The sequence below is a fragment of the Thiobacillus thiophilus genome (genome assembly GCF_055378705.1).
Genome location: NZ_AP042404.1, coordinates 867,545 through 890,240, shown reverse-complemented (window position 1 = coordinate 890,240; position 22,696 = coordinate 867,545). Strand labels below are relative to the sequence as shown.

Sequence of the window (22,696 nt, the reverse complement as noted above, 5' to 3'; positions counted from 1 at the left end):
GTTCTAGCCGGGGCCGAGCGTCGGCCGGCCCGACAGGATTCCGGCATACTCGGACATGGTTTCGCCAATAACGATGCCTTCGTCTGTAATGTCAAACAATCGAATGTCCTTGCTGTGCTTACTGCCGCGGACTTTGACCACCGAGATGACACGTTTGAATTGGCCCGCGATTTCGACATAGCGCTGCACGATAATGGCGTCAGCGAGAAAGGCGCTTCCAAATGGACTAAAGCGCAAATCAATGTAGCGGTCTTCCAGTTCCGAGGTCATCAATATCGTCACGCCCATGGCAGTCAGCTCGGCAATCATCCGGTACAGCGAGCCGCGGAAATCTTCGCTAAATTCGGGTGCCAGTGCCAGCTCAAATCCGGACAGGGAGTCGATGACGACACGCTTTGCCTGCATCCGGTTAATCATTTTGATCAAGTCATGCAAGGTTTCATCGATCGACAAATCCAGGGAACGCGTATTGATCACCCCGACCTGCCCAGCCTTGACCAGCGCAGCCAGTTTATTGTTCAGCAGTTGGCTGGGACTTTTCTCAAACGCCGCAATCACACCGGGTTCGCCCCGACGCACCCCTTCGGCGAGAAATTCCGTCGCCAGGATGGTTTTTCCGGAACCGGATGGCCCGACCAGGAGCAGCGAATAGCCTGCCGGCAAGCCGCCCCCCAGCATTTCATCGAGACCGGGTATCCCCATGGGAACGCGTTGCTCTCCAGTCGATGTATCGATGGGGGGTACGGACGCTGCGAGCGGTTGGATAATCGCCCGCGGAAAAACCTGGAGTCCGGCATCGCTCATCCGGAACGTATGCAAACCCGGTGCCTGGGCCTGACCACGCATTTTGACCACTTGCATCTTGCGCACCATAGAATTGCGGTGCAAATTTTGCGAAAGCCACAGGATGCCATCCGCCACGGTAAAGACAGGACTTGATTCCGCCTCTGGCGTCAGATATTCACCGATTAAAAACGTGGTGGCCTGCCAGCCTGTCATTTGCATACCCAGTTGTTGCACGAACCGCTGCAGATTGGACACGCTCTGGTCCTCGCGTTTTGCCGACTGCACGACTGACCGAAACGAATCCACGAATACCAGGCTGGGTGCATAGGTTTTCACTTCCTCGGCGATACGTGCCAGGACGCGGTCAAAATCCCCCTTCAGAAGTTCTGCAGACAGGTTGACGAAGCGGATCGATTCATTGATTTTGTCGTGATCAAAAAACGTGAATTGCTGTTGGTAGCGGAGCATCTTCAACGCGGGTTCCCCGAGTACCGTGAAGAACAGTGCCCGGTATTGCGGGGTGGCCAGCGAGAACATGATCTGGTGCGCGAGCGTTGTTTTTCCGCTTCCCGGCGTGCCCGCAATCAGGTTGAACGAAAATTCCGGCAGACCTCCGCCTAACAGGTTGTCCAGGCCCGGTACGCCGGATGGCAGACAACGAATGTTTACCTTGCGACTCATGCTTGAACTCCTTGCTGATGCTGGTCGAAGCGTCATCGCCCCAGGCAGAACCTAAAATACGGGTTGTTAACGGTTCGCCAATTAACGCGGCAAGGATGCCGGTGAACGTGAGTAGTAACAGGCTGTTTGCTTCGCGGGCTTGCGACGGCGTTTGCCCTTCAAGCCCCTTTTTTAATTCCGTGAACCGTTGATCGGTCTGTTGCGGCAGTGAGCTGGTTGTGAGCCAGGGAAATGTCGGCTGGGCAAGGAACACACTTCTCGCATACAGTGAATTGAACCCATCCTCACCCATGATCGAAATGATTTGGGCCGCCATCCGCTCCCATAGGTCAATCGCGGCATCAGCAAGCTTTTCAGGGTGCTGTGCCATGAGTCTTTCGATTAACTGGTGCCGCGGCAGGTCTCTGGTTTCCATAGGCAACAGATCAATAATCCGCCGATATCAACGACGATGCTGGCATGCAGCCGCTCTCCGGGGCAAGCATCCCGAACTGGATAAATTTTTATCCGGAGGCATGGGAGGCATATTGGCCATATTCGTCGTCCTGTTTTTTGAAGCTTTGTGGCGTGTTTTTTAGTTCGAGCGATGCGCTCGACTCCAGCCGCGAGCAGGGTGGCGAGTACATCGTACTACGCCCCAGCCTGCCGGCCTGACAAAATAGGGCGCCCATTCACCTGGTTCGCGCCGAAGAGTATGGGGCGCGATGTCAATCATGAGTCGCCAGCCGGCTGGACTTGGGTTACCGATTGCGACCCCGATCCTGCCGCTGATCTTGATCCCGACCACGATTTTGTTGATCCCGCCGCCGATCCTGATCCTGTCTCTGATAGCGCTCCTGATAGTGTTGCTGCACTACGGGATCGCGTGGCTGGTAACGGTAACGATCCTGTTGAAGCTCGCGCTGGCGCTCCATCTGCCGGGGATACTGATCCCTGGAATACTGCCGCTGGTAGCCGGGCAGCGGGGCAGCTGCGGGGGCAGCGCGGCGGTCCCATTTGTCCCAGCCGTTTCGACGCTGTTCCCAGTCGCGGCCCCAGTTTTCCTGCCAGTGTGGCGGCGCATCGGCTCGCCACCCGCGGAAATAGGATGGTGGCTGGCGGTAGTAGCGCACCGGAATGCGCAGGATATATGCCGGCACCGCATATGAATCCACAAACGACCAAGGCCCGTTGTACCAGGAACTGGCGTACCAGTTGTCGCCATGGAATACCCAGTACAGGCCATCGTAGAAGAAGTAGTTCGCATTCAGCCCTGGCGCGTAGTAGACCGGATAGCCTGGCACGCGGACAAGCTGCGGGTAGACGGGCAGGTTGATCCCGATGCTGACGTGTGGCGTTCCGATACCGATGCTCACCTGCGCAGCAGAAGGCGCCAGGGGTGACATCAGCATCCCCAGCACAAGCATTACCTTACGAATTTTAAGCATGGTGTAACCCCTCGTTCGAAAATTCATTTGTCGTTCTGATTGACAGTGGGATGCGGCATCCATCCCACTTTTACATGCTAGCTGCATTTATCGGGTGTTGCTGTTCGATATCTCCCATAAGGCGATCATGACGGACACGCAATGCAGCACCGTCAGCCAGGCAGAGGGCACAAGGTGAGGAAGGAGGCAGTCTCTAGCCCAGCGTCACCTCCACGTAGTGGGCCTGGCGGTCGTCGATCAGCGGAATGCGGGCGTCGGGACGCTCGACGCCGTCCACCGTTACGCGGTTCACCTGTCCAGACTGCTCACCGATGCCCTTGACGGTGATGTGGTAGACCGTCTCGCGATAGCGGTAATGGATGGTGTAGGCGCCCCAATGGGCCGGGACACACGGCGCAATGCGCAGATGGTCCACTTCCAGTTGCAGGCCCAGCAGGGTTTCCACGGTCAGCCGGTACATCCATCCCGCCGCTCCGGTGTACCAGGTCCAGCCGCCGCGGCCGGTGTGCGGCGATGCAGCGTAGATATCCGCGCACATGACGTAGGGCTCGACTTTGTAGCGTTCGATCGCCTCCGGCGTGCTGCCGTGATGGACGGGGTTGAGCATGGCGAAGAGTTCCCACGCGCGTTCCGTGTCGCCCATCATGGCAAACGCCATCGTGGCCCAGATCGCGGCATGGGTATATTGGCCGCCGTTCTCGCGCACGCCGGGGATATAACCCTTGATGTATCCGGGCTCCAGCGCCGATTTGTCGAAGGGCGGGTCGAGCAGCTGGATGATCTGCGTGTCGCGCCGCACCAGGCGCTGGTTCACCGCCGCCAGCGCCTGGCGGGCGCGTACCGGGTCGCCGCCCTTGGAGATGACCGCCCAACTCTGGCTGATCGAATCGATCTGGCATTCGTCGTTGCTGGCCGAGCCGAGCGGGGTACCGTCGTCGAACCAGGCGCGCCGATACCAGTCGCCATCCCAGGCCTGGGCCTCGATGTGGGTGCGCAGTTGCGCCGCCTGGCCGCTGCACACCTCGGCAAAGGCCGCGTCATCCCGGCTACGCGCCAGGCCAGCAAACAGCTCGAGATTCTCGATCAGGAACCACCCCAGCCACACGCTTTCGCCACGCCCCTCCTTGCCGACCAGGTTCATGCCGTCGTTCCAGTCACCGCTGCCCATCAGCGGCAGGTGGTGGATGCCGAAGCGCAGGCCATGCTTGATGGCACGCACGCAGTGCTCATACAGGCTGGCCGTTTCGGGTGAGCGTTGCGGCTGGTCGTAGTAGGCCTCCTCTTCTGGATACAGCTCGCGGCCTTCCAGAAAATGGATGGACTCGTCGAGCACACCCGTATCACCGGTCGTCAGTACATAACGACAGGCGGCATACGGCAGCCACAGGTAGTCGTCGGAGAAATGGGTGCGTACGCCCTGTCCGCCGGGTGGATGCCACCAGTGCTGCACGTCGCCCTTGAGGAACTGGCGCCCGGCGCAGCGGATCAGCTGCTCGCGGGCGAGCCAGGGCGTCGTATGCACCAGCGCCATGGTGTCCTGCAATTGATCGCGAAAGCCGTAGGCGCCACCGGACTGGTAATAGCCGCTGCGCCCCCACAGCCTGCTGGACAGGGTCTGATAGACCAGCCAGCCGTTGGCCAGCACGTTCAGCGCGGGGTCTGGCGTGTCTACCTGCACCGCGCCCAGGGTGTGGTTCCAGTGTTCCCATACCGTCTCCAGTGCCTGCTGCGCGCCCGCGCGCCCACCGAATCGCTGGATGAAATGTCGCGCTTCGTCGGCGTTGCTGGCCGCACCGAAGACGAACACGATCTGGCGCGTTTCGCCAGCGGCCAGTTCGATCCGCGCCTGGATCGCGGCGCACGGATCCAGGCCGGCGCCGGTCCTGCCCGATAGCCGTTTGCGGCGCATCGCCGCCGGGCTGGCCAGCGAGCCGTTGCGGCCGATGAACTCGGTGCGGTTTCCACTCACCGACCGCTCCCGCTCGTTGACATGGGCAAACACCACCCGATTGGCGCATTCGCGGCCATAGGCATTGTGGGCAAACAGCGCCCCGGTATTCGGATCCGTTTCGGTGACGATATGCATCAGGTTGGCATGTCGCCACTCGCCCAGCACCAGCTCCCAATACCCGGTCAGCGACAGGCTGCGCGCGCGCTTCGACTGGTTTCGCAGCTTGACCACCACGAACTTCACCGGCGCGTCCATGGCGACGTAGGTGAACAATTCCGAGGCGATGCCGGCTTCGTAGTGCTCGAACACGCTGTAGCCGAAGCCGTGCCGGCACACATAGCCCGATTTGCCACGGGCGGGTAGCGGCGTCGGCGACCAGAACGCGCCGGTTTCCTCGTCGCGGATGTAAAGCGCCTCGCCACTGGCGTCGGAGAGTGGGTCGTTATGCCAGGTGGTGAGGCGGAACTCGTGCGCGTTTTCTACCCAGGTATAGGCGCTGCCGCTCTCGCTGACGACGGTGCCGATATGCGGGCTGGCGATCACGTTGGCCCACGGCGCCGGCGTGGTCTGGCCGGGTTCGAGCGTGACGACGTATTCGTGCCCATCGGGGGTGAAGCCGCCCAGGCCATTGCTGAAAATGCGCTCGCGCGCTGCCAGCGGATAGACCGGTTCGGCCACCGCCTGCTGCGAGGGCACGAGGCGGTCCGACACCCGCTCGGCCGACACGCGGCGCTCCACCTGCTCGATCAGGGTCTCGGCGGTATCGCTGAAGACGATGCGGGCGACCGTCTGCAGCAATACCCGCTCGTCCTCGGACAGCTCCTCGGCGCGACGCACGAAGACTCCGCCCGGTTTGTTGAGCACCTGCGCTTCGGGCCCGGCGTTGATCAGCCCCATGATCAGATCCTGCAGCACCGCCCGGTAGCCCGAGAAGTCTTCGTTCACGATCACCAGGTCGGCGGCCAGACCCTTTATGCGCCAATAGGCATGCGCCTGCAGCACCTGCTTGACCAGATCGATGCGGTTGAGGTCGCCGATGTGCAGCAGGACGATCGGCAGATCGCCCGAGATGGCAAAGCGCCACAGCCCGGATTGCCCAAGCTGGTTGCGGGCAATGATGCCGGGCGCGGCGCGGCGCAGGGCATTGCCGTAGATCACGGAGTTGGCCAGGCGGCCATAGATCTGGGCATCGGCCTCGGTGATGCCGAGGTGGCGCAGCACCTCCTGGCTCTGGAACCAGGCCATCTCGAACGCACGTTCGACGAAGTGGCGGTCGCAGTATTCATCCAGCAGGGCCAGCGCGGCCTCGCGCGTATCGGCGACCCCGGAGATGATCTGCACGGTGGCCGACTCGTCGGGCGACAGGGTCAGGGTGCGGCGGATCGCCACGATGGGATCGAGCACCGAACCTTCCGTGTTCGACAGGGCCGGCGGGCTGTCGCCGTCGTCCAGCACCAGCGGGTTGGCCGCGCTACGGCCACGGCCGATGAAGCGGGCGCGGTCGGTTTCGTAGGACGGTGCGTTGGCCACCGCGCCCGGCGCGGCCAGCAGGTGAAACATCCACGGCACCTGCTCGCCCGGTGTGCGCGGGCGCCGGGTGCAGAGGATCGCCTGGCGCTCGGGCAGGATTTCGGTCTGCACGAACAGATTGCTGAACGAGCGGTGCGCCAGATCGGCATTCAACGGTGCCAGCACCACTTCCGCGTAACTCGTCACCTCGATGTGACGGGTGCGCGACGACTGGTTGGTGAGGGTGACGCGGCGGATCTCGACGTCGTTTTCCGGGGACACGGTGATCTCGGTGTGCGTATCGATCGCCTGGTCAAGCCGCCGGTATTCGGCGCGCGCCTGCACGAAGATCGCCTCGTAGTGATCGGCACGGCGCAGGGTCGGTTGATGCGCCGTCGACCAATAGCGCCCGCTGTCGCGGTCGCGCAGGTAAATGAAGGTGCCCCAGCCATCGGAGGTGGCGTCCTCGCGCCAGCGGGTGACGGCGAGGTCGCGCCAGCGGCTGGTGCTGCCGCCGGCATGGGTCGCCATGACGTGGTAGCGACCGTTCGACAACAGGTGAACTTCGGGGATCGGCGTGTTGGGGTCGGTGAACACGCGCATGATCGAGCCGACGTCCGCGCTGGGGGGACGTGCGGCGGCGCTTACTTCGGCTGCGTGCGGGTGCAGGGTGGCGCCCTTCTTCGGCACCCGCTCCTGCAGCAGCAGTTCGGTCGCGCGCGCGAGCGGGTCGGACATGAAGCGGCGCTGCATCGGCTGGCCGAGCAATACCTGCGCAAAGGCCAAGAAGCTCATGCCCTGGTGATGCGCCATGAATGCCCGCACAATGGCGTGCGGCTTGCCGCGCGGCACTCGCGTTGGCGTGTAATCGATGGCCTCGTAGAAGCCGTAGGCACCGAGGAAGCCGTGGCTGGCCAGCGTCTGCAGGTTGCGGCAGGCTTCCTGCGGCATCACCGTCAGCGCCAGTGCGCTGGCGTAGGGCGCAATGACCAGGTCGTCTCCCAGCCCGCGCTTGAAGCCCAGGCCGGGTACGCCGAACGCCCGGTACTGGTAGACTTGGTGCATGTCGGTGGCGTTGTAGCAGGACTCGGAAATTCCCCACGGCACATCGCGCTGGCGGCCGTATTCGATCTGGCGCGACACCGCGGCTTTGCAGGTCTGCTCCAGTAGCGTGTTCGGATAGCTTGGCATGATCAGCTGCGGCATCAGGTACTCGAACATCGAGCCGCTCCACGAAATCAGGCTGACGTTGCCGCCGTGACTGGTCAGCAGACGGCCGAGCGAGAACCAGTGCTTCTGCGGCACCTGCCCCTGCGCGATGAGCAGGAAACTGGCCAGGCGTGCTTCCGATGCCAGGAGGTCGTAGCAGGTCGGATCGCGGCGCCGTTCGCCGACGTCGTAGCCGATGGCCAGCAGGCCGCACGTGGCATCGTAGAGAAACTCGAAATCCATCGCTGCCAGTGCGCGGCAGCGATTCAACAGATCGTCGATGGTGTCGAGCTGCATCCGCGCGCCCGCGCCGGCTGTACCCGCGCCGGCCAACTCCATCCATGTCGGAATGGAGCTGAAGCGCTGCGGCTCGGGCACCAGGAATTCAATCTCGTCCCGCAGGGCGCTGGATTGCTGGTCGAATGCCTGCGCCCAGTAAACCAGTTCGCCATCGATATCGACATCCGTCGGCAGCCAGGCAACCAGTTCGCCGCCGATGCGGTGAACCTCGTCCAGCGCGCTGGCGGCGGCAGCCAGTGTCTGGGGTTGTCCATTCTTGGTGAGTGCGCGGAACGTGTCCTGCAGATTGCTGATCTTCGTCGCCAGATCCGGGGTGGGCAACGTGGGCACATGTTCGGCGAGCACCTGCAGGGTGTCCTGCAGCCCCTGCAACGCGTTGGCTGACAGTACCGGCTGGTGTTTCAGCTCGGCCAACCCTGCCTGCAGGGTAAGCAGGCAGCCGGCCAGGTTGCCGCTGTCCACCGACGAGATGTATTGCGGATGGAGCGGTTGCAGGGTGCGGGTGTCGTACCAGTTGTAAAGGTGGCCGCGGTAGCGTTCCAGCTTTTCCATCGAGGCCAGGGTGTTGCCGACGCGCTGCAGGCATTCCCCTGCCGTGAGATACCCAAAATCGTATGCAGTCAGATTCGCCAGCAGCGACATGCCGATGTTGGTGGGCGAGGTGCGCGAGGCGATGGCGGGTGCCGGATATTCCTGGAAGTTGTCGGGCGGCAGCCAGTTGTCGTCCGGACCGACGAAGTCTGTGAAAAAGCGCCAGGTGCGCCGGGCCGACGTTCGCAGGAACGACCGCTGATCGACGCTCAGATCCGGGGCGGGGGCGGCTAGCGGCTGGCTGATCCACCAGCCGACGATGGGCGAAACCAGCCACAGCAACAGGATGGGTGCAGCGGTGAGCCACGTCGTCCCTGCCATGGCCAGCGCCACGCCCAGCGCCACGGCCAGAACAGGCGCGATCCACATTTCCCGGAAAAATTCGGCCAAGGTGCGGCTGGTATTGCGGCGTGCGTACGCGGGCAGCTGCCACAGCAGCAGGCCGCGTCGCGTGAACAGCATGCGCGCCCCCGAGCGCAGGATCGCCCCCAGGCTTATCAGCGTGTCGTAGGGCAAAAAGGCCAGGGTCAGCAAGGCGAGCATGATCGGGCGGCTCGCGGACCTGCTGGTCAGGCTCAGATGCACCAGCCAATCGCGTTCTTCAGGCTTGCGGATGAGCTCGATCACGGCAGACAGCAGGGTGGGCAGGCACACCACCGTCACGACCAGCAGGGTCCACACCCACACGGGTCCCGGAGCCAACAGCCATCCCCCTGCCAGCAAGGCAAGCAGCGCCGGCACCACCAGGCTGCGCCGCAGGTTGTCGAACAGTTTCCACATCGACAACGCACTGAGCGGGTTGGGTAGCCGCTTCGGCTTCGAGCCGTTTGGCCCGGTCGGCCCCGGCACCCACGGCAGCAGCCAGCCGGCAAGCTGCCAGTCGCCGCGTATCCAGCGGTGGCGCCGGCTGGCCTCGATGGCATAGCTGGCCGGATGCTCCTCGATGAGGTCGACATCGGTCACCAGCGCCGAACGCGCATAGCCGCTTTCCAGCAGGTCGTGACTGAGGATGAGGTTTTCCGGGAAGCGACCGTCGACGGCCTGGCGAAACGCATCGACGTCGTAGATGCCCTTGCCGATGAACGAGCCTTCCCCGAACACATCCTGGTAGACATCCGAGACCTCGCGCGTGTAGGGGTCGAGTCCCGAGTCGCCCGCGAACAGCTTGGTAAAGCGCGACTGGCCGGCACTGGTCAGGCTGATCGAGGCGCGCGGCTGCAGGATCGCGTAGCCTTCGACGATGCGCCCCCTGGCGGCATCGTAGACCGGCCGGTTGAGCGGATGGGCGAGGTTGCCGACCAGGGTGCGTGCCGCGTCGCGCGGCAGCTGGGTGTCGGTATCCAGGGTGATGACGTACTGGATCGAACCAAGGATGGACCGATCGCCGACGAGGTCCGAGAAGGCCGTTTGTGCTTCGCCCCGGAGGCGGGCGTTGAATTGCTCCAGCTTGCCGCGCTTGCGCTCGTAGCCCATCCACACCCGCTCGAACGGATTCCACACCCGCTGCCGGTGGAACAGATAGAAGATGCAGGGACGATCCTCTTGGTAGGTCTCGTTCAGCGCCTCGATCGCGGCGCGCGCATGGGCGAGCAAAGCCGCGTCGTCCGGTTGCGTTTGCTCGGGCGCGTCGTGAAAATCCGTCAGCAGGGCAAAGAACAGATTGGAGTCGCGATTGCCGAGATAGCGGATCTCCATGGCTTCGAGCAGGTCGTCGACGTCCTGTGGCCTTGTCAGCAGGGTGGGGACGATCACCATGGTGCGATGACGGTCCGGAATCCCTTTGGAAAAATCCATTCGGGGCAGGGCGCGCGGCGGCAGGACGAGCGTGACTAGCAGGTTCACCAGCGAAACGGCCAGCGCCGAGGCAGCGATGACGAGCGGAAGCGCAAAAAACCAGAGCCGCCCGTCACCCGGATCGAACCCACCCGGATCGAGTTCGAGCGCGGACACTGTCGCAAGTAGCGTGAGAACCAGGATGGGGCCGAGGTACAGGGGCAGGCGGACACGCCGGCCCGCCCGCCTGACGCGGGTGAGCAGCGACAGCCGGCAGCCGACCGCACGCTCCAGCTGCTGCCGCCCTTGATCGATAAGGTAGTAGCCGACATGTGCGCTGCGGTCGTGGACGCCTTGTTGCGCGGCAGCCGCCTGCGCGAGAACAATGGCTTCGCGCGCCACCGCCATTTCGCCGCATGTGCTGCGTCGCGCCACGTCCTCGATGACATGCCGGTAGCGGTCGCGGGTGGCGAAATCCTGGCTGGCGTAGCTTTCCATCGGGTCTTCGCGCAAGGTCTGTTCGACGACGCTGAGCGACTCGACGTACTGCTTCCAGTCCATGGCGCCGATGAAGCGCAGACTGCCGATGCTGTTGGCGATGGAGATCTGGTTGGCTGCGGCCGTGCGGCCGGCCGCCTCCGACAACTCGGTTGCGGTCACCCCCTGTTCGAGCAGCTTGTGCTCGACCCAGGTTTGCACGAATGCCATGGCGGGCCCCTGCGCCTGCAACCGCTCGTAAAACTCCTCCACAAACGGCGCGGTCAGCGGCACATCGGCATTGGCGAACTCGGCCAGCAACTGGATCAGCCGTTTCGGTTCGCTTTCGGCCGTGGCGAGCATGCGGTCCGCCCAGGTGATGGCCGCATCGCGCTCCTCGCGCCGCTGGGCGATACGTACCCCGACGCGGCGCAGGTTTTCCAGCAGTGCCAGCTGCAGCATGATCGGGAAGGCCCACAATTCGCCCAGCTTCAGCGGCTCGACGGTCTGGTAGGCGGCGATGAGCTGGGTGGCGTTGTCGCTGTCGACGCGGCCGTCCATGTGGGAAATCAGCTCCAATGCCAGGTCGTAGATACGGGGGAAACCGGCCGACGGACCATCGGCCAGTCGCGGCAACTGCCGGCTGTATCCGCGCGGCAGATGCTGACGCGCCAGACCGATCTGCTGCTCGATGAGGTAGAAATTGTCGAGTAGCCAGGCCTCCGCCGGCACGATCCGTTGTCCCTGCGTGGCGGCGACCGTCACGACGTCATACGCCGCCAGCAGGACGCGCGTATTGTCCGTCAGCCGTGGCAGCAATCTGTCCGGTCCTGGACGCGGATCGATCCCATGCTGGCCCGCCAGCGTGACCGCGTGACGCTTCAGCTGTTCGATACTGAACAGCTCCGAGCGCAGCAGCTCGGTATTCCGGTCGTGGCGTAGCACATTTCGTGTGCGTGCCGGAAATCCGAATTCTTTGATGGCTATGACATGCTCCTTGCTCAAACGTGGGATGGTCGCGCAGCCCTGGCTGACCTGTATTTGCCGAAAGCGCAGCCCAGGTGCTTGCGGGCCATCAGCCTTTACCGGTTATTCGATCACAATTGTTTTTACGCTGCTTTAGCAGGGATTGGAGGGCTAATGATGGGAAGCATAGTCGCTGGACCAGGCGAAGTCTGTATGGCGCCGTACATAGGGCCTCGGTCGGCGACAGGATTTTATCTGCACGAATGCCCCAGTCGCAGGGACTCCTTCCGTGCGGTTCACTCAGCGCCCTGTTGCGCGGCGAGGCGCTCCATTTCATCGAGGCGCAGCCTCTCATGCTGCAGGCTGCCGAACCACAGAGCGTACTGCCTCGTGAACTCCGCCCCCAGAAAGAAAATCTGCGCCGAGTAGTACACCCATAGCAGCAAAGCAATCAACGATCCGGCGGCGCCAAAGCTCGATGCCACGCCGCTGGTGCCCAGATACAAACCGATCGCATATTTTCCCAGGCTGAACAGCCCCGCCGTGAAGGCGGCGCCGATCCAGACGTCCCGCCACGACAGCGGGGCGTCCGGCAGGGTCTTGTAGATGACTGCGAACAGGCAGGCTATGACGCCGAACGAAATGACGGAGGAGGTCGTCGCGAAAACCGCGGCAGAGCTGCCCAAGATCCCATGCGCATAATGTTCAAGCATGGCCAGTACGGCGCTGACGACGAGGGAGACGAGCAGCAGAAAGGCCAGAACCAGCACCATGCCAAAGGACAAGAGCCGGGTTCTCAAGAGCACGATGAAGGCTGAATGAGAAGTCTTGCCGACCCCCCACATTTCATCCAGGCTACCCTTCAGCTCGGCGAAGACGGTCGTGGCACCCAGCAGCAGCAGGACGCTCGCTACGAGTGTCGCCACCATCCCGGAGACGGGATCTCGCGCGCCTGCCAGTAATGCCTGGATTGCCTGCGCGCCATTTGCGCCTACCAGCCCTTGCACTTGGGCAACGATCTCACCCTGGGCAGCCTTGGCACCGAAGACGTAGCCGGCGACCGTGATGGCCAACACCAGGATGGGCGTCATGGAGAACAAGGTATAGAAGGCCAGGGCTGCGCCTTTGCTCGCTGCGCGGTGATCGATCCAGGATGTCAGCGATCCGATCAGGACGATCTTCAGACGCCTTGCCCAGTGGATCGGGGCATCGGCCAGGCGAGCGACGAATCCGCTGAGTGCGGTCTTCCTCGCAGTGCTACGGGGCTCAGGCGGGCACACCGGAATCGCCTCGACCTTCATTCACTTTGGCTATGTCGCTGTTAACTGTTGATTGTGGTTCATGCCATGCGCAGCACGCAGTACGGTGCGCGGCTGCAGGGCATTATGCGTGCGTTCGATAAGCCTTCGCCATCCAGGATAATTCGCCAGATAGCGCGTGGCGGCCCTATGGAATCGGTGCTTCCATTCCTTGAGTCGGTTGTCGTAAGCGTTGACGTTCCGGACATGGTAAACACCCGCGATCACGCGTATTCCTTGAGCCAGATTCACCGGTCGATGGACGATACCCATCCCACGCGCGACCGCGCCCAATGCCTTGCCGCCATCGGTACACAGAATGGCGTCGGCAGCCAGGATTGGCTTCAAGGCTGCGTTGATATGTTCCTTGTCCACGCGTTCCAGCACAAAGTCCGCCATGCTGCCCGCGCAATCCCGGCAAATCAGCACCGGAATCTGTTCGTCCGACAGGCCGCGCTTGCTGGCTTTGCCGCCCCGCTTGCGGGGTACGCGAGGAAGCCCGCATTTTTTGCCTTTGAGCGATTCGAGGAAGGCCTTTTCATCCGCTTCGGCTATCCCCGACAGCAGTGTCGCCCGTTGGGTATTGGGCAGTTCGAGAAAGCGGCGATGCCAGCGGAAAGACGTATTGCGATGCACTTCGCAGGCGGCGGCGCTCTTGCGTACACTCTGCCCTTCGGTCATCTGTTGCGCGTAAGTCGACCACTTGTCTTTGAGCCGCAAACGCGCCAGTGGCGTCCCGGTCAGCGCATTGAAGGTGGCGTGACACGCGCCGCAGCGATAGCGTTGCAGCCCCGAGACCTTGCCCCAACGCGCGACGTGTCCGTGGCCGCAATGCGGGCAGGCCGGCGTCGCGCCTACCCGACTTTCGATCAGCGCACGCGCAATTTGAGCTTGACCTGTCGAGCGCAGTCGATCCGCCAGTATCTGTTTCTGGTGTGGCGTCAGCTTCTCAAGCTCCGCCGTCAACCGCCGAAATTCTTCCGCTTTCATTAATACACCTATCCTGTTGATTCGCTTGAAGTTAGGATAGACCAATATTTAACGGTGACATGGCTTTTATATAACTTGATATCTCGCCACCTATCGACGACAAGCAAAATAATGGGCGTTATCAGTATTTGTGCCTGATCGGATGGGCAACTTGTGGCGCCGCCGAAAGTGACGGCCGTGACCGAAAGCATCAAAGTGCCATTGCCGCCGCCGGAAACGGCGGGGCAATTGCCGATGTACTTTCAACGTTGGCAAATACCTTGCGGGGCCGGCGCTGAGGCGATGGATCAACGATTGTTGATTGATAATGTTTGCTTTGGTGGCATTTGAGCATGATGGCGCTGTGCAAGAGGCGGTTTGCTTTGGCACCGAGAAATATGGGGAGGCCGAAGGCCTAAGGAACCGCTGATTAATTTGCGAGGAGCGCAGCGACGTGGCATACGATTCCACATGGGCTTCAGCCCATAGTGGATCGGAGTCCTTCAGGGCAATCCAGAAATGCCCGCTTAATCAATCGCTGGATTGCTTCGCCGCGCTCGCAATGACGGCCATATCGAATTAATCAGTGCTTCCCTAACGCTCGCTCGGTGCCCGAAGACGACGATTGACCCCGAGTGTATCCTGACCCAACTGCGCGCCGAAGGCTACGGTATTGTAGGCAGCTACGACGATGCCGATGTGGTGATGGTCAACGCCTGTGGTTTTATCGACGCTGCAGTGCAGGAGAAGCGCAACTTGACCGTGTCGGCTGCTTCAAGTATTCGCCGGTCGAAGGCGCGGCGGCCAACGAACTGCCCGATGCCGTGCCGGAAGAACTGAAGGAAGAGCGGCTGGAGTATGTCGTGAAAGTGCAGGCAGAATTTCGACTGCCAGACTTGACGCCAAGATCGGTCGCAAAATCGAGGTGATCGTCGACGAGGAGGATGAGGCCGGCACGCTCGCGCGCAGCCATGCCGATGCGCCGGAAATCGACGGCGTGGTCTATCTCGCAGGTGTGTTCGAACTGCAGCCGGGAACGCGTCTCAAGGTGTGTGTCGAGAAAGCCGACGAACACGATCTGTGGGCGACACCGGTCTGAGCCGGCGTCGCAGACAGGTTCAAGACAGCATCGAGATCAGGCGGTGCGGGCGGTGCCAGACCTTCCAGGTGTCGCGCCGGTGCAGATGCAAGACCTTGCCGCTGACCGGGTCCATTAACCGCAGGCCTCGCGGACCGATTTTACGCAGCGTGCCCAGCAGTGGCACGAACCAGTCCTGTTCCAGTTTCCGCAGCGCTTCGCGCCAGCCGTAGGGGTCGCCCGTCTGCCCGGCAAGTGTCAGCGCATCCAGCAGGATGATCCCTTCCGATTCAAACAGTCGCGCGTCCAGATGCGCGGGCGGCACCTGCACGCGCGCGTTGCAGAAGGCGCCCACTGCCTGCGCCTCGGCATTCTCCGCATACAGCGGAACAGGCGTGGCGCAGGCGACCGGCAGGCGGCCGCCGCCCCATAGCCACAGCGAATTAACCGGCAGCTCGCCATGCGTTTCGCGCGCCTGGTTCACCGGATGCTCGTGCAGCAGCATTTGCAGCTCATTCAATTCGGTGCGAAACCGCAGGGCGTCGTCGCCCTGCGGCAGCAGCGGGTCGATATTGCATCCCGTTGCAACCGACAACGGCGTGGTGGCGAGGCGCGGCGCATGGGGAAATTGCAGGTACCAGCGCTGAGGATGGAGCGGCATCGGGCTCAGGTCGGCACCGAAATGCTGGCCGATGGCCGCGGCAAGGGCATCGGCTTCCTGGCGCGACAGCGAAAGGGCGTCGGCGCCCGCCAGCACGATGCGGTCGCGCATCACCCGCAAATGCACCGGGTCGGCGCGCAGCCAGTAGGCATCCCCGGCCGTCCCGCCATCCGCCGCCAGGGTGATCGGGGCAAGCGGCCAGTCCTGCTGGCGGGATATGCCCAGCGCTTCGCACAGGGCGGCCTCCACGCCTTCGGCCGGGCAGGACCGAGAGGTGCCGCGCGCCAGCAAGGTTTGTAGCGCGGGCAGGTACAGGTCCTGTGCCGCCGCTTCCAGCAGGCGCGCGGACGGGAACAGATAGGGGATGATGAACAGCATGTATCGAGTGTAACAAGCGGGTTCGTTAGAATGTCGGCCATGCGACAGGCTCTCCACGAAATCAGCATCCCCACTCATGGCAAGGGGCGTGGGGCGCAGATGCGCAGGGTGGCGCTGCACCTGCTGAGCGAGTAGGGCAGCTGTGGCATACTCCGGGGATTCCTTCTGCGAGTTCTGCTTTGCTTTCCTACGAGCTTCTGATCGGCCTGCGCTACACCCACGCCAAGCGCCGCAATCATTTTATCTCCTTCATTTCCATCGTCTCCATGGCGGGAATTGCGCTCGGGGTGATGGCGCTCATCGTGGTGCTCTCGGTGATGAACGGCTTCCAGGAAGAGCTGCGCACGCGCATTCTCGGCGTGGCGGCACACCTGGAAATCAGCGGTCCCGCGGATCGCCTGGCCGACTGGCACGGCGTGCTGGCGCAGGCGAAGCAGAACAAGGAGGTGCTGGCCGGCGCGCCTTTCGTGAATGCGCAGGGCATGCTGGCCAACGGCGACCTGGTGCGCGGGGCGGTCATTCGCGGCGTGCTGCCGGAACTGGAAACCCAGGTCGCGGATTTTTCCCGCTTCATGAAGGCCGGCAAGCTGACCGACCTGCAGGCGGGCGAATTCGGCGTTATTCTTGGCGGCGAACTCGCCCGCGTACTCAACGTGTTTCCCGGCGACAAGCTGGTGCTGCTTACCCCGCAGGGCAACATTACGCCGGCCGGGGTGATGCCGCGCGTCAAGCAATTCACCGTTACCGGCATCTTCGAAGCCGGCATGTTCGAATATGATTCGGGCCTTGCGCTGATCCATCTGCAGGACGCGCAGAAACTGCTGCGACTGGGCGAGGATGTATCCGGCGTGCGGCTGAAGCTGAATGAGCTGTTTCGTGCACCCTTCGTCACGCAGGAACTGTCGCAAAGCCTTGCCGGCCACTATTACCTGACCGACTGGACCAAAAGCCACGCCAACTTCTTCCGTGCCGTGGCGATCGAAAAACGCATGATGTTCTTGATCCTGCTGCTGATCGTTGCCGTCGCCGCGTTCAACATCGTCTCCACCCTGGTGATGGCGGTGACCGACAAGCAGTCCGACATCGCCATCCTGCGTACGCTGGGCGCCCGGCCCGCTTCGATCATGAAAATATTCATTGTCCAGGGGGCGTTCATTGGCGTGTTCGGCACGCTGCTGGGGCTGGCGAGCGGCGTGCTGCTCGCGCTCAACCTCGAAACCGTCGTGCCCATCATCGAGCGCGTGGCCGGCATAGACCTGTTCCCGGCGGACGTCTACTACATCAATGAACTGCCCTCCAAACTGGTGTGGAGTGATGTCGGCATCATCGCCGGGATTTCGCTGCTCATCAGCCTGATCGCGACGCTGTATCCGAGCTGGCGTGCGTCGCGCATCAATCCGGCGGAGGCGCTGCGCTATGAGTGAGCAGGGGTCGGAACTCAGGGGGCAGGATTCAGGGCAAGGTGGTGGCACAGTGCTGGCTTGCGCGGAGCTTTGCAAGACTTTTCACCAGGGTCGGATCGACGTGCCGGTGCTGCATAAGGTCGACCTGGACGTCCGCGCCGGCGAGTCGCTTGCCATCGTCGGCGCCTCGGGCTCCGGCAAAAGCACGCTGCTGCATCTGCTGGGCGGGCTCGACACGCCGACTTCCGGAAAAATCACGCTGATGGGGCGCGACCCCTTCGCGATTTCCGAGGCCGAGCGCAGCGATCTGCGCAACCGTGCGCTCGGTTTTGTCTACCAGTTCCACCATCTGCTGCCCGAATTCACCGCGCAGGAAAATACGGCCATGCCGTTTTTCATCCGGCGCATGGACCGGGTCGAGGCGCTGGCGCGCGCCGCCGTCATCCTCGAAGAAGTCGGCCTCGGTCATCGCCTCGCGCATCGGCCAGGCGAACTCTCCGGCGGCGAGCGCCAGCGCGTCGCCATCGCCCGCGCGCTGGTCACGCAACCGGCGTGCATCCTCGCCGACGAGCCCACCGGCAATCTTGACCGCCATACCGCCGGTGCGGTATTCGACCTGATGCGCGAGCTCAACCGCAAGCACGCGACGAGCCTGGTCGTCGTCACCCACGACGCCGAGCTGGCAGCGCGCATGGACCGGCGCATGTGCCTGGTCGACGGAAGCCTGCAGCCGGCCTGATTCACGCTCGCGATGCGGCTCACCCTCATCGCGTTCTGTCTCGGCGTGTGGTGGCTGCAACAACAGCCCGAGCTGCCGCCGGCACGCTGGCTGTGGCTACTGCCGCTGCTGTTTTCGGCGCTGTGGTTGCCGGTTTTCTCCCGCCCCGTTTTCGAATTTTTTCGCCGTCTGGCTGTTCTGTCGTTGTGCGTGGCGCTCGGCTTTGCCTGGGCCGCCTGGCGGGCGGATGTGCGGCTGGCCGAGCACCTGCCCGCGCACTGGCAGGGGGTGGATATCGCGCTGGTCGGCGTGGTCGCCGACCTGCCGCACGCCAACGCGCGCGGCGAGCGCTTCGTGTTCGACGTCGAGCAGGTCGTCACCCCGAATGCGCCAGCGCTGCAGCGGGTCCAGCTGACCCGCTACTGGCCGCGCGGCGCCGTAAATTTCAAAACGCAAATGCGGGCAGGGGAACGCTGGCAGCTGACCGTGCGGATGAAAATGCCCTACGGCACCAGCAATCCGCACGGCTTCGACCTCGAAGCCTTGATGCTGGAGCGCGGCATCAATGCCAGCGGCTATGTGCGCGAAACGCCCGCGCCGCAGCGCCTCGCGGCGCAGGCTGCCACACCCGCCGCCTGGATCGCCGCGACCCGCGCGGCGGTGCGCCAACGTATCTTCACGACGCTCGGCGACGCCCCTTATGCGGGCGTCATTGCCGCGCTGGTGGTGGGCGACCAGCGCAGTATTCCGCATGGCCAATGGCGCGCGTTTACGCGCACCGGCGTCAATCACCTCCTCGCCATTTCCGGGCTCCACGTCACCATGATCGCCGTCCTTGCCGGCTGGCTGGTGGCGAGTGTGTGGCGGCGTCTGCCGCGCCATGCGGAACGTCTGCCCGCGCGCCAGGCCGGGCTGGCCGCGGCGGTGCTGGCGGCGCTCGCCTACGCGCTGCTGGCCGGATTCCAGGTGCCGGCGCAGCGCACCCTGTTCATGCTGATCGTGCTGGCGCTGGCCTTCTGGGAACGGCGTGAGCCACGCCCCTTCACCGCGCTGATCGTGGCGCTCTTCGTCGTGCTTCTGGTCGATCCGTGGGCGGTGCTGTCGGCCGGGTTTTGGCTGTCGTTCGGCGCCATGGCCGCGATCCTGTGGGTGAGCTTCGGCCGCGTCGCGCTGCCCGACAAGCTGCGCGGCTGGGCCACGGTGCAATGGGCGGTTACACTGGCGCTGGCGCCGGTGCTGTTTTTGCTGTTCCAGCAGGTCTCGCTGATTTCGCCGCTGGCCAATGCGGTGGCGATTCCACTGGTGAGTTGGCTGGTCACGCCACTGGCGTTGCTGGGGGTGCTGATTCCGCCCTTGTGGCAGGTGGCGGCGTGGCTGATGGCCTGGCTGGGCGCGGGGCTGACCTGGGCGGGCAGCCTGCCGCTGGCGGTGGCGACGCTGCCCGCGCCGGGCGGGTGGGCGCTGGCGCTGGCGCTGACCGGTACAGTGTGGCTGCTGTTGCCGCGCGGGTTCCCGCTGCGGGTGCTGGGGCTGGCGCTGTGGCTGCCGCTGCTGTTTCCGCTGCGCGATGCCATTGCACCCAACCACTTTCGCGCCGAGGCGATCGACGTCGGGCAGGGCACCGCCGTGCTGATCCGCACGGCGAATCACACCCTGCTGTACGACACCGGCGCAGCATTTGCCGACAGCGATTCGGGCGAGCGCATCATCGTCCCCTACCTGCGCGCATCGGGGATCGGACGGCTGTCCGGGCTGGTCATCTCGCATGCCGACAACGACCACAACGGCGGTATGCGCTCGGTGCTGCGCGACATTCCGACCGGCTGGCTGCTGCATGGAATGCCCACGAACAGTCCCCTGCTCGACGGCGCACCGCCAGCGCGCCAGTGCGTGCGCGGCCAGCGCTGGCAATGGGACGGTGTTGACTTCGAGATGCTGAATCCGGCCGCCGCCGCATATGCGCAATCCCGGCGCCGCGATAACGATTTCAGCTGCGTGCTGAAAGTCAGCCGGGGCGGACAAAGCCTGCTGGTCACCGGCGACGCCGAGCGGCGCGGCGAACTGGAGTTGCTGGAATCCGGCACGGATCTGGCCGCATCCGTGCTGGTGGCCGGGCACCACGGCAGCCGCAGCTCGTCCATCACCGAATTCGTCGCGGCAGCCAGGCCCCGGTTTGTTGTCTTCACCATGGGCTATCGCAATCGCTACGGCCACCCGCACCCCGCGGTGATGGAGCGCTTTCGCGAGATCGATACGCACATGCTGCGCAGCGACAGCAGCGGGCTGATCCGCTTCGATTTTGGCGAGGAAGGGGTCAAGGCCTCACAATACCGGCCAACGCATCGTCGTTACTGGCAGACTCAATTCTCGCAACCATGACCGAACCCTCGAAGCCCCGCTGCTTTGAAGCCACCGACCTCGAATCCGCCAGGCAGGCGCTGGCGCGCGTGTTGCCGGTGGCGAAAAACCATTTGCCCTGGCGCGCGCTGGAACATGCGTACCGACAGCTTGGGCCAAGCCAGACTTTCGCGCACAGCGTCGGCGCTGCGCTGATCGTGGCCGAGCTGCGGGTGGGGGCGGATGCGGTGGCCGCGGCCCTGCTGCACGACTGTATCGACGACAGCCCTGAATTCGAATCCACGTTCGGCATCGCCGCCCGGCTTGCCCGCGGCATCGCCGCGATGGCGCGCATCGAGACGCTGGCCACCAGCGCCACCGACAAGCGTATCGATCCGCACGCCCAACTGGAGGCGCTGCGCCAGATGGTGCTGGCGATGGTGGAGGACATCCGGGTGGTGCTGGTGAAACTGGCCGAGCGCACCCATTCCCTGCGTTGCGCTGCCAGCCAGGATGTTGCCGCCCGCGTGGCGCTCGGTCAGCAGGCGCGCGAGCTGTTCGCGCCGCTGGCGAACCGGCTCGGCGTGTGGCAGATCAAGTGGGAAATGGAGGACTGGGCGTTTCGCTATCTGGAGCCTGACACCTACAAGGCTATCGCCGCGCAGCTCGACGAAAAGCGCGCCGACCGCGAGGCTTACATCAATGGCATCATCGAACGCCTGCAAGCGGAAATTGCGCTGCACGGCATCAAGGCCGAAGTCAGCGGCCGCCCCAAGCATATCGCCAGCATCGTCAACAAGATGCGGCGCAAGCGATTGAGTTTCGAGCAGCTGTACGACATCCGCGCGGTGCGCGTGCTGGTGAAGCACGAGATCGACTGCTACACCGTGCTGGGGCTGGCGCACAACCTGTGGCAGCCGATCCCGGGCGAGTTCGACGACTACATCTCGCAGCCCAAGAGCAACGACTACCGTTCGCTGCATACCGCCGTCATCGGCCCCGAAGACCGCGCGCTGGAAGTGCAGATCCGCACCTTCGACATGCACCACCAGGCCGAGCTCGGCGTCGCCGCGCACTGGCGCTACAAGGAAGGCGGCCGCCAGGACGCGCAGTACGAGGAAAAGATCGCCTGGTTGCGGCGCATTCTGGAATGGAAGGACGATGTTGCCGACAGCAGTGAATTCACCGAACAGTTCAAGACCGAACTGTTTCACGACCAGGTCTACATACTGACCCCGCAGGGGCGGGTGGTCGCGCTCGACCGCGGCGCCACGCCGGTGGATTTTGCCTATGCGCTGCATACGGATCTGGGACACCGCTGCCGTGGCGCCAAGGTCGACGGCGCGATGGTGCCGCTCAACACTGTGCTCGACAATGGTCAGCGCGTCGAGATCGTCACCGCCAAGGAAGGTACGCCCAGCCGCGACTGGCTCAACCCCGCGCTCGGCTATCTGGCCACCCATCGCGCACGCGCCAAGGTGCGCGCGTGGTTCCGCCAGCGCGATGTCGGCGAGCAGGTCGGCCTTGGCCGTACCCTGCTGGAAAAGGAACTCAAGCGCCTCGGCGTGGTGGACGCGAGCCAGGAAAAACTTGCGCAGCGGCTCAAGTTCGGCAAGGTCGACGAGTTTCTCGCCGCGCTCGGCCGTGGCGATGTCGGCCAGCGCGACCTGATCAATGCCCTGCAGGAATCCGGCAAGGCCATTCCCGCGCTGGCACCCACCCGCAAACCGCGGGTGCGCGCCAAGACCGGAAACCCGGTCACCATCCTGGGACTGGGCGACGTGCCGCTTCAGCTTGCACGCTGCTGCAAGCCGCAGCCACCCGACGCCATCGTCGCCTACACTACAGTGGGACGCGGCGTCACCGTGCACCGTGCCGACTGCGCCGCGCTCAAGCGCGCCAACCCCGCGCGCAGGATGCCGGCCGAATGGATGGCCGACGCCGGTGCGGCATTCGAGGTGGATATCCTGTTGAAAGCGTTTGATCGCCAGGGTCTGCTGCGTGACATTTCCGATGTCATCGCCAAGGACAAGCTCGATGTGCTGCGCGTCAACACCGAGAGCCGCGGCGAATATGCCAACATGCGTCTCACCGTGCGGGTCAAGGAACTGCAGCAGTTGTCGCACCTGCTGGCGCGCCTGCAGCACGTGCCGAACGTGATCGAAGTGGTGCGTAGTTGAATTT

At 63.6% G+C, this 22,696-nt stretch carries 14 protein-coding genes; 8 read left to right on the top strand and 6 right to left on the bottom strand.

Annotated features, from left to right (window positions below):
* Window positions 1-3: 3 nt before the first annotated feature.
* Window positions 4-1,467, bottom strand: a complete 1,464-nt coding sequence (locus ACZ41T_RS04290) for an ATPase domain-containing protein (RefSeq protein ID WP_464923238.1) — start codon at window positions 1,465-1,467, stop codon at window positions 4-6.
* Between the two features lie 459 nt (window positions 1,468-1,926).
* Between ACZ41T_RS04290 and ACZ41T_RS04285 the strand changes: the two genes are divergently transcribed.
* Window positions 1,927-2,121, top strand: a complete 195-nt coding sequence (locus tag ACZ41T_RS04285) for a hypothetical protein (protein ID WP_464923237.1) — start codon at window positions 1,927-1,929, stop codon at window positions 2,119-2,121.
* Window positions 2,122-2,207: 86 nt separating this feature from the next.
* Here ACZ41T_RS04285 and ACZ41T_RS04280 read toward each other — a convergent pair whose 3' ends face one another.
* The 4 genes from ACZ41T_RS04280 to ACZ41T_RS04265 form a co-directional block, all read right to left on the bottom strand.
* Window positions 2,208-2,894 (bottom strand): hypothetical protein, encoded by a 687-nt coding sequence (locus ACZ41T_RS04280; protein ID WP_464923236.1) that lies wholly within the window; start codon window positions 2,892-2,894, stop codon window positions 2,208-2,210.
* A gap of 193 nt (window positions 2,895-3,087) precedes the next feature.
* The gene (locus ACZ41T_RS04275; RefSeq protein WP_464923235.1) at window positions 3,088-11,649 is read right to left on the bottom strand and encodes a glycoside hydrolase family 94 protein; all 8,562 of its coding nucleotides are present in this window, start codon (window positions 11,647-11,649) and stop codon (window positions 3,088-3,090) included.
* A 317-nt stretch (window positions 11,650-11,966) separates the two neighbouring features.
* Entirely contained in the window at window positions 11,967-12,971 is a 1,005-nt protein-coding gene (locus tag ACZ41T_RS04270; RefSeq protein WP_464923234.1) for a YihY/virulence factor BrkB family protein, read from the bottom strand.
* Between the two features lie 9 nt (window positions 12,972-12,980).
* Complete coding sequence (locus ACZ41T_RS04265; protein WP_464923233.1) at window positions 12,981-13,958, bottom strand: IS1595 family transposase; 978 nt, start codon at window positions 13,956-13,958, stop codon at window positions 12,981-12,983.
* A gap of 177 nt (window positions 13,959-14,135) precedes the next feature.
* Between ACZ41T_RS04265 and ACZ41T_RS04260 the strand changes: the two genes are divergently transcribed.
* The 3 genes from ACZ41T_RS04260 (at window position 14,136) to ACZ41T_RS04250 (ending at window position 15,036) form a co-directional block, all read left to right on the top strand.
* Window positions 14,136-14,288, top strand: a complete 153-nt coding sequence (locus tag ACZ41T_RS04260; RefSeq protein WP_464923232.1) for a hypothetical protein — start codon at window positions 14,136-14,138, stop codon at window positions 14,286-14,288.
* 192 nt (window positions 14,289-14,480) lie between these two features.
* The gene (locus ACZ41T_RS04255) at window positions 14,481-14,777 is read left to right on the top strand and encodes a hypothetical protein (RefSeq protein ID WP_464923231.1); all 297 of its coding nucleotides are present in this window, start codon (window positions 14,481-14,483) and stop codon (window positions 14,775-14,777) included.
* Window positions 14,778-14,862: 85 nt separating this feature from the next.
* Entirely contained in the window at window positions 14,863-15,036 is a 174-nt protein-coding gene (locus ACZ41T_RS04250) for a hypothetical protein (RefSeq protein WP_464923230.1), read from the top strand.
* 19 nt (window positions 15,037-15,055) lie between these two features.
* Here the strand turns inward: ACZ41T_RS04250 and ACZ41T_RS04245 are convergent, their stop codons facing one another.
* Window positions 15,056-16,054, bottom strand: coding sequence for a hypothetical protein (locus ACZ41T_RS04245; RefSeq protein ID WP_464923229.1), 999 nt, complete (start codon window positions 16,052-16,054; stop codon window positions 15,056-15,058).
* 179 nt (window positions 16,055-16,233) lie between these two features.
* Here ACZ41T_RS04245 and ACZ41T_RS04240 point away from each other — a divergent pair, with 179 nt between their 5' ends.
* From ACZ41T_RS04240 to ACZ41T_RS04225, 4 genes are read left to right on the top strand one after another with little or no spacing between them, the layout of a single operon-like run.
* Entirely contained in the window at window positions 16,234-17,478 is a 1,245-nt protein-coding gene (locus tag ACZ41T_RS04240) for a lipoprotein-releasing ABC transporter permease subunit (protein ID WP_464923228.1), read from the top strand.
* Window positions 17,471-18,196 carry a lipoprotein-releasing ABC transporter ATP-binding protein LolD gene (lolD, locus tag ACZ41T_RS04235; protein ID WP_464923227.1) on the top strand — a complete coding sequence of 242 codons (726 nt, stop codon included), beginning with the start codon at window positions 17,471-17,473 and terminating at the stop codon, window positions 18,194-18,196. The genes ACZ41T_RS04240 and lolD overlap by 8 nt, the downstream gene beginning before the upstream one ends.
* A 12-nt stretch (window positions 18,197-18,208) precedes the next feature.
* Window positions 18,209-20,554, top strand: a complete 2,346-nt coding sequence (locus ACZ41T_RS04230; RefSeq protein WP_464923226.1) for a DNA internalization-related competence protein ComEC/Rec2 — start codon at window positions 18,209-18,211, stop codon at window positions 20,552-20,554.
* Window positions 20,551-22,692: a RelA/SpoT family protein gene (locus ACZ41T_RS04225; protein ID WP_464923225.1), complete on the top strand. Its 2,142-nt coding sequence runs from the start codon at window positions 20,551-20,553 to the stop codon at window positions 22,690-22,692. Before ACZ41T_RS04230 ends, ACZ41T_RS04225 begins: the two co-directional genes overlap by 4 nt.
* Window positions 22,693-22,696: the final 4 nt, after the last annotated feature.

What these genes read in the sequence shown, in the direction of transcription:
- ACZ41T_RS04290 (WP_464923238.1), bottom strand. Translation starts at nt 1,467, where the DNA reads ATGAGTCGCAAGGTAAACATTCGTTGTCTGCCATCCGGCGTACCGGGC.
- ACZ41T_RS04285 (WP_464923237.1), top strand. Translation starts at nt 1,927, where the DNA reads ATGCAGCCGCTCTCCGGGGCAAGCATCCCGAACTGGATAAATTTTTAT.
- ACZ41T_RS04280 (WP_464923236.1), bottom strand. Translation starts at nt 2,894, where the DNA reads ATGCTTAAAATTCGTAAGGTAATGCTTGTGCTGGGGATGCTGATGTCA.
- ACZ41T_RS04270 (WP_464923234.1), bottom strand. Translation starts at nt 12,971, where the DNA reads ATGAAGGTCGAGGCGATTCCGGTGTGCCCGCCTGAGCCCCGTAGCACT.
- ACZ41T_RS04265 (WP_464923233.1), bottom strand. Translation starts at nt 13,958, where the DNA reads ATGAAAGCGGAAGAATTTCGGCGGTTGACGGCGGAGCTTGAGAAGCTG.
- ACZ41T_RS04245 (WP_464923229.1), bottom strand. Translation starts at nt 16,054, where the DNA reads ATGCTGTTCATCATCCCCTATCTGTTCCCGTCCGCGCGCCTGCTGGAA.
- lolD (WP_464923227.1), top strand. Translation starts at nt 17,471, where the DNA reads ATGAGTGAGCAGGGGTCGGAACTCAGGGGGCAGGATTCAGGGCAAGGT.
- ACZ41T_RS04230 (WP_464923226.1), top strand. Translation starts at nt 18,209, where the DNA reads ATGCGGCTCACCCTCATCGCGTTCTGTCTCGGCGTGTGGTGGCTGCAA.
- ACZ41T_RS04225 (WP_464923225.1), top strand. Translation starts at nt 20,551, where the DNA reads ATGACCGAACCCTCGAAGCCCCGCTGCTTTGAAGCCACCGACCTCGAA.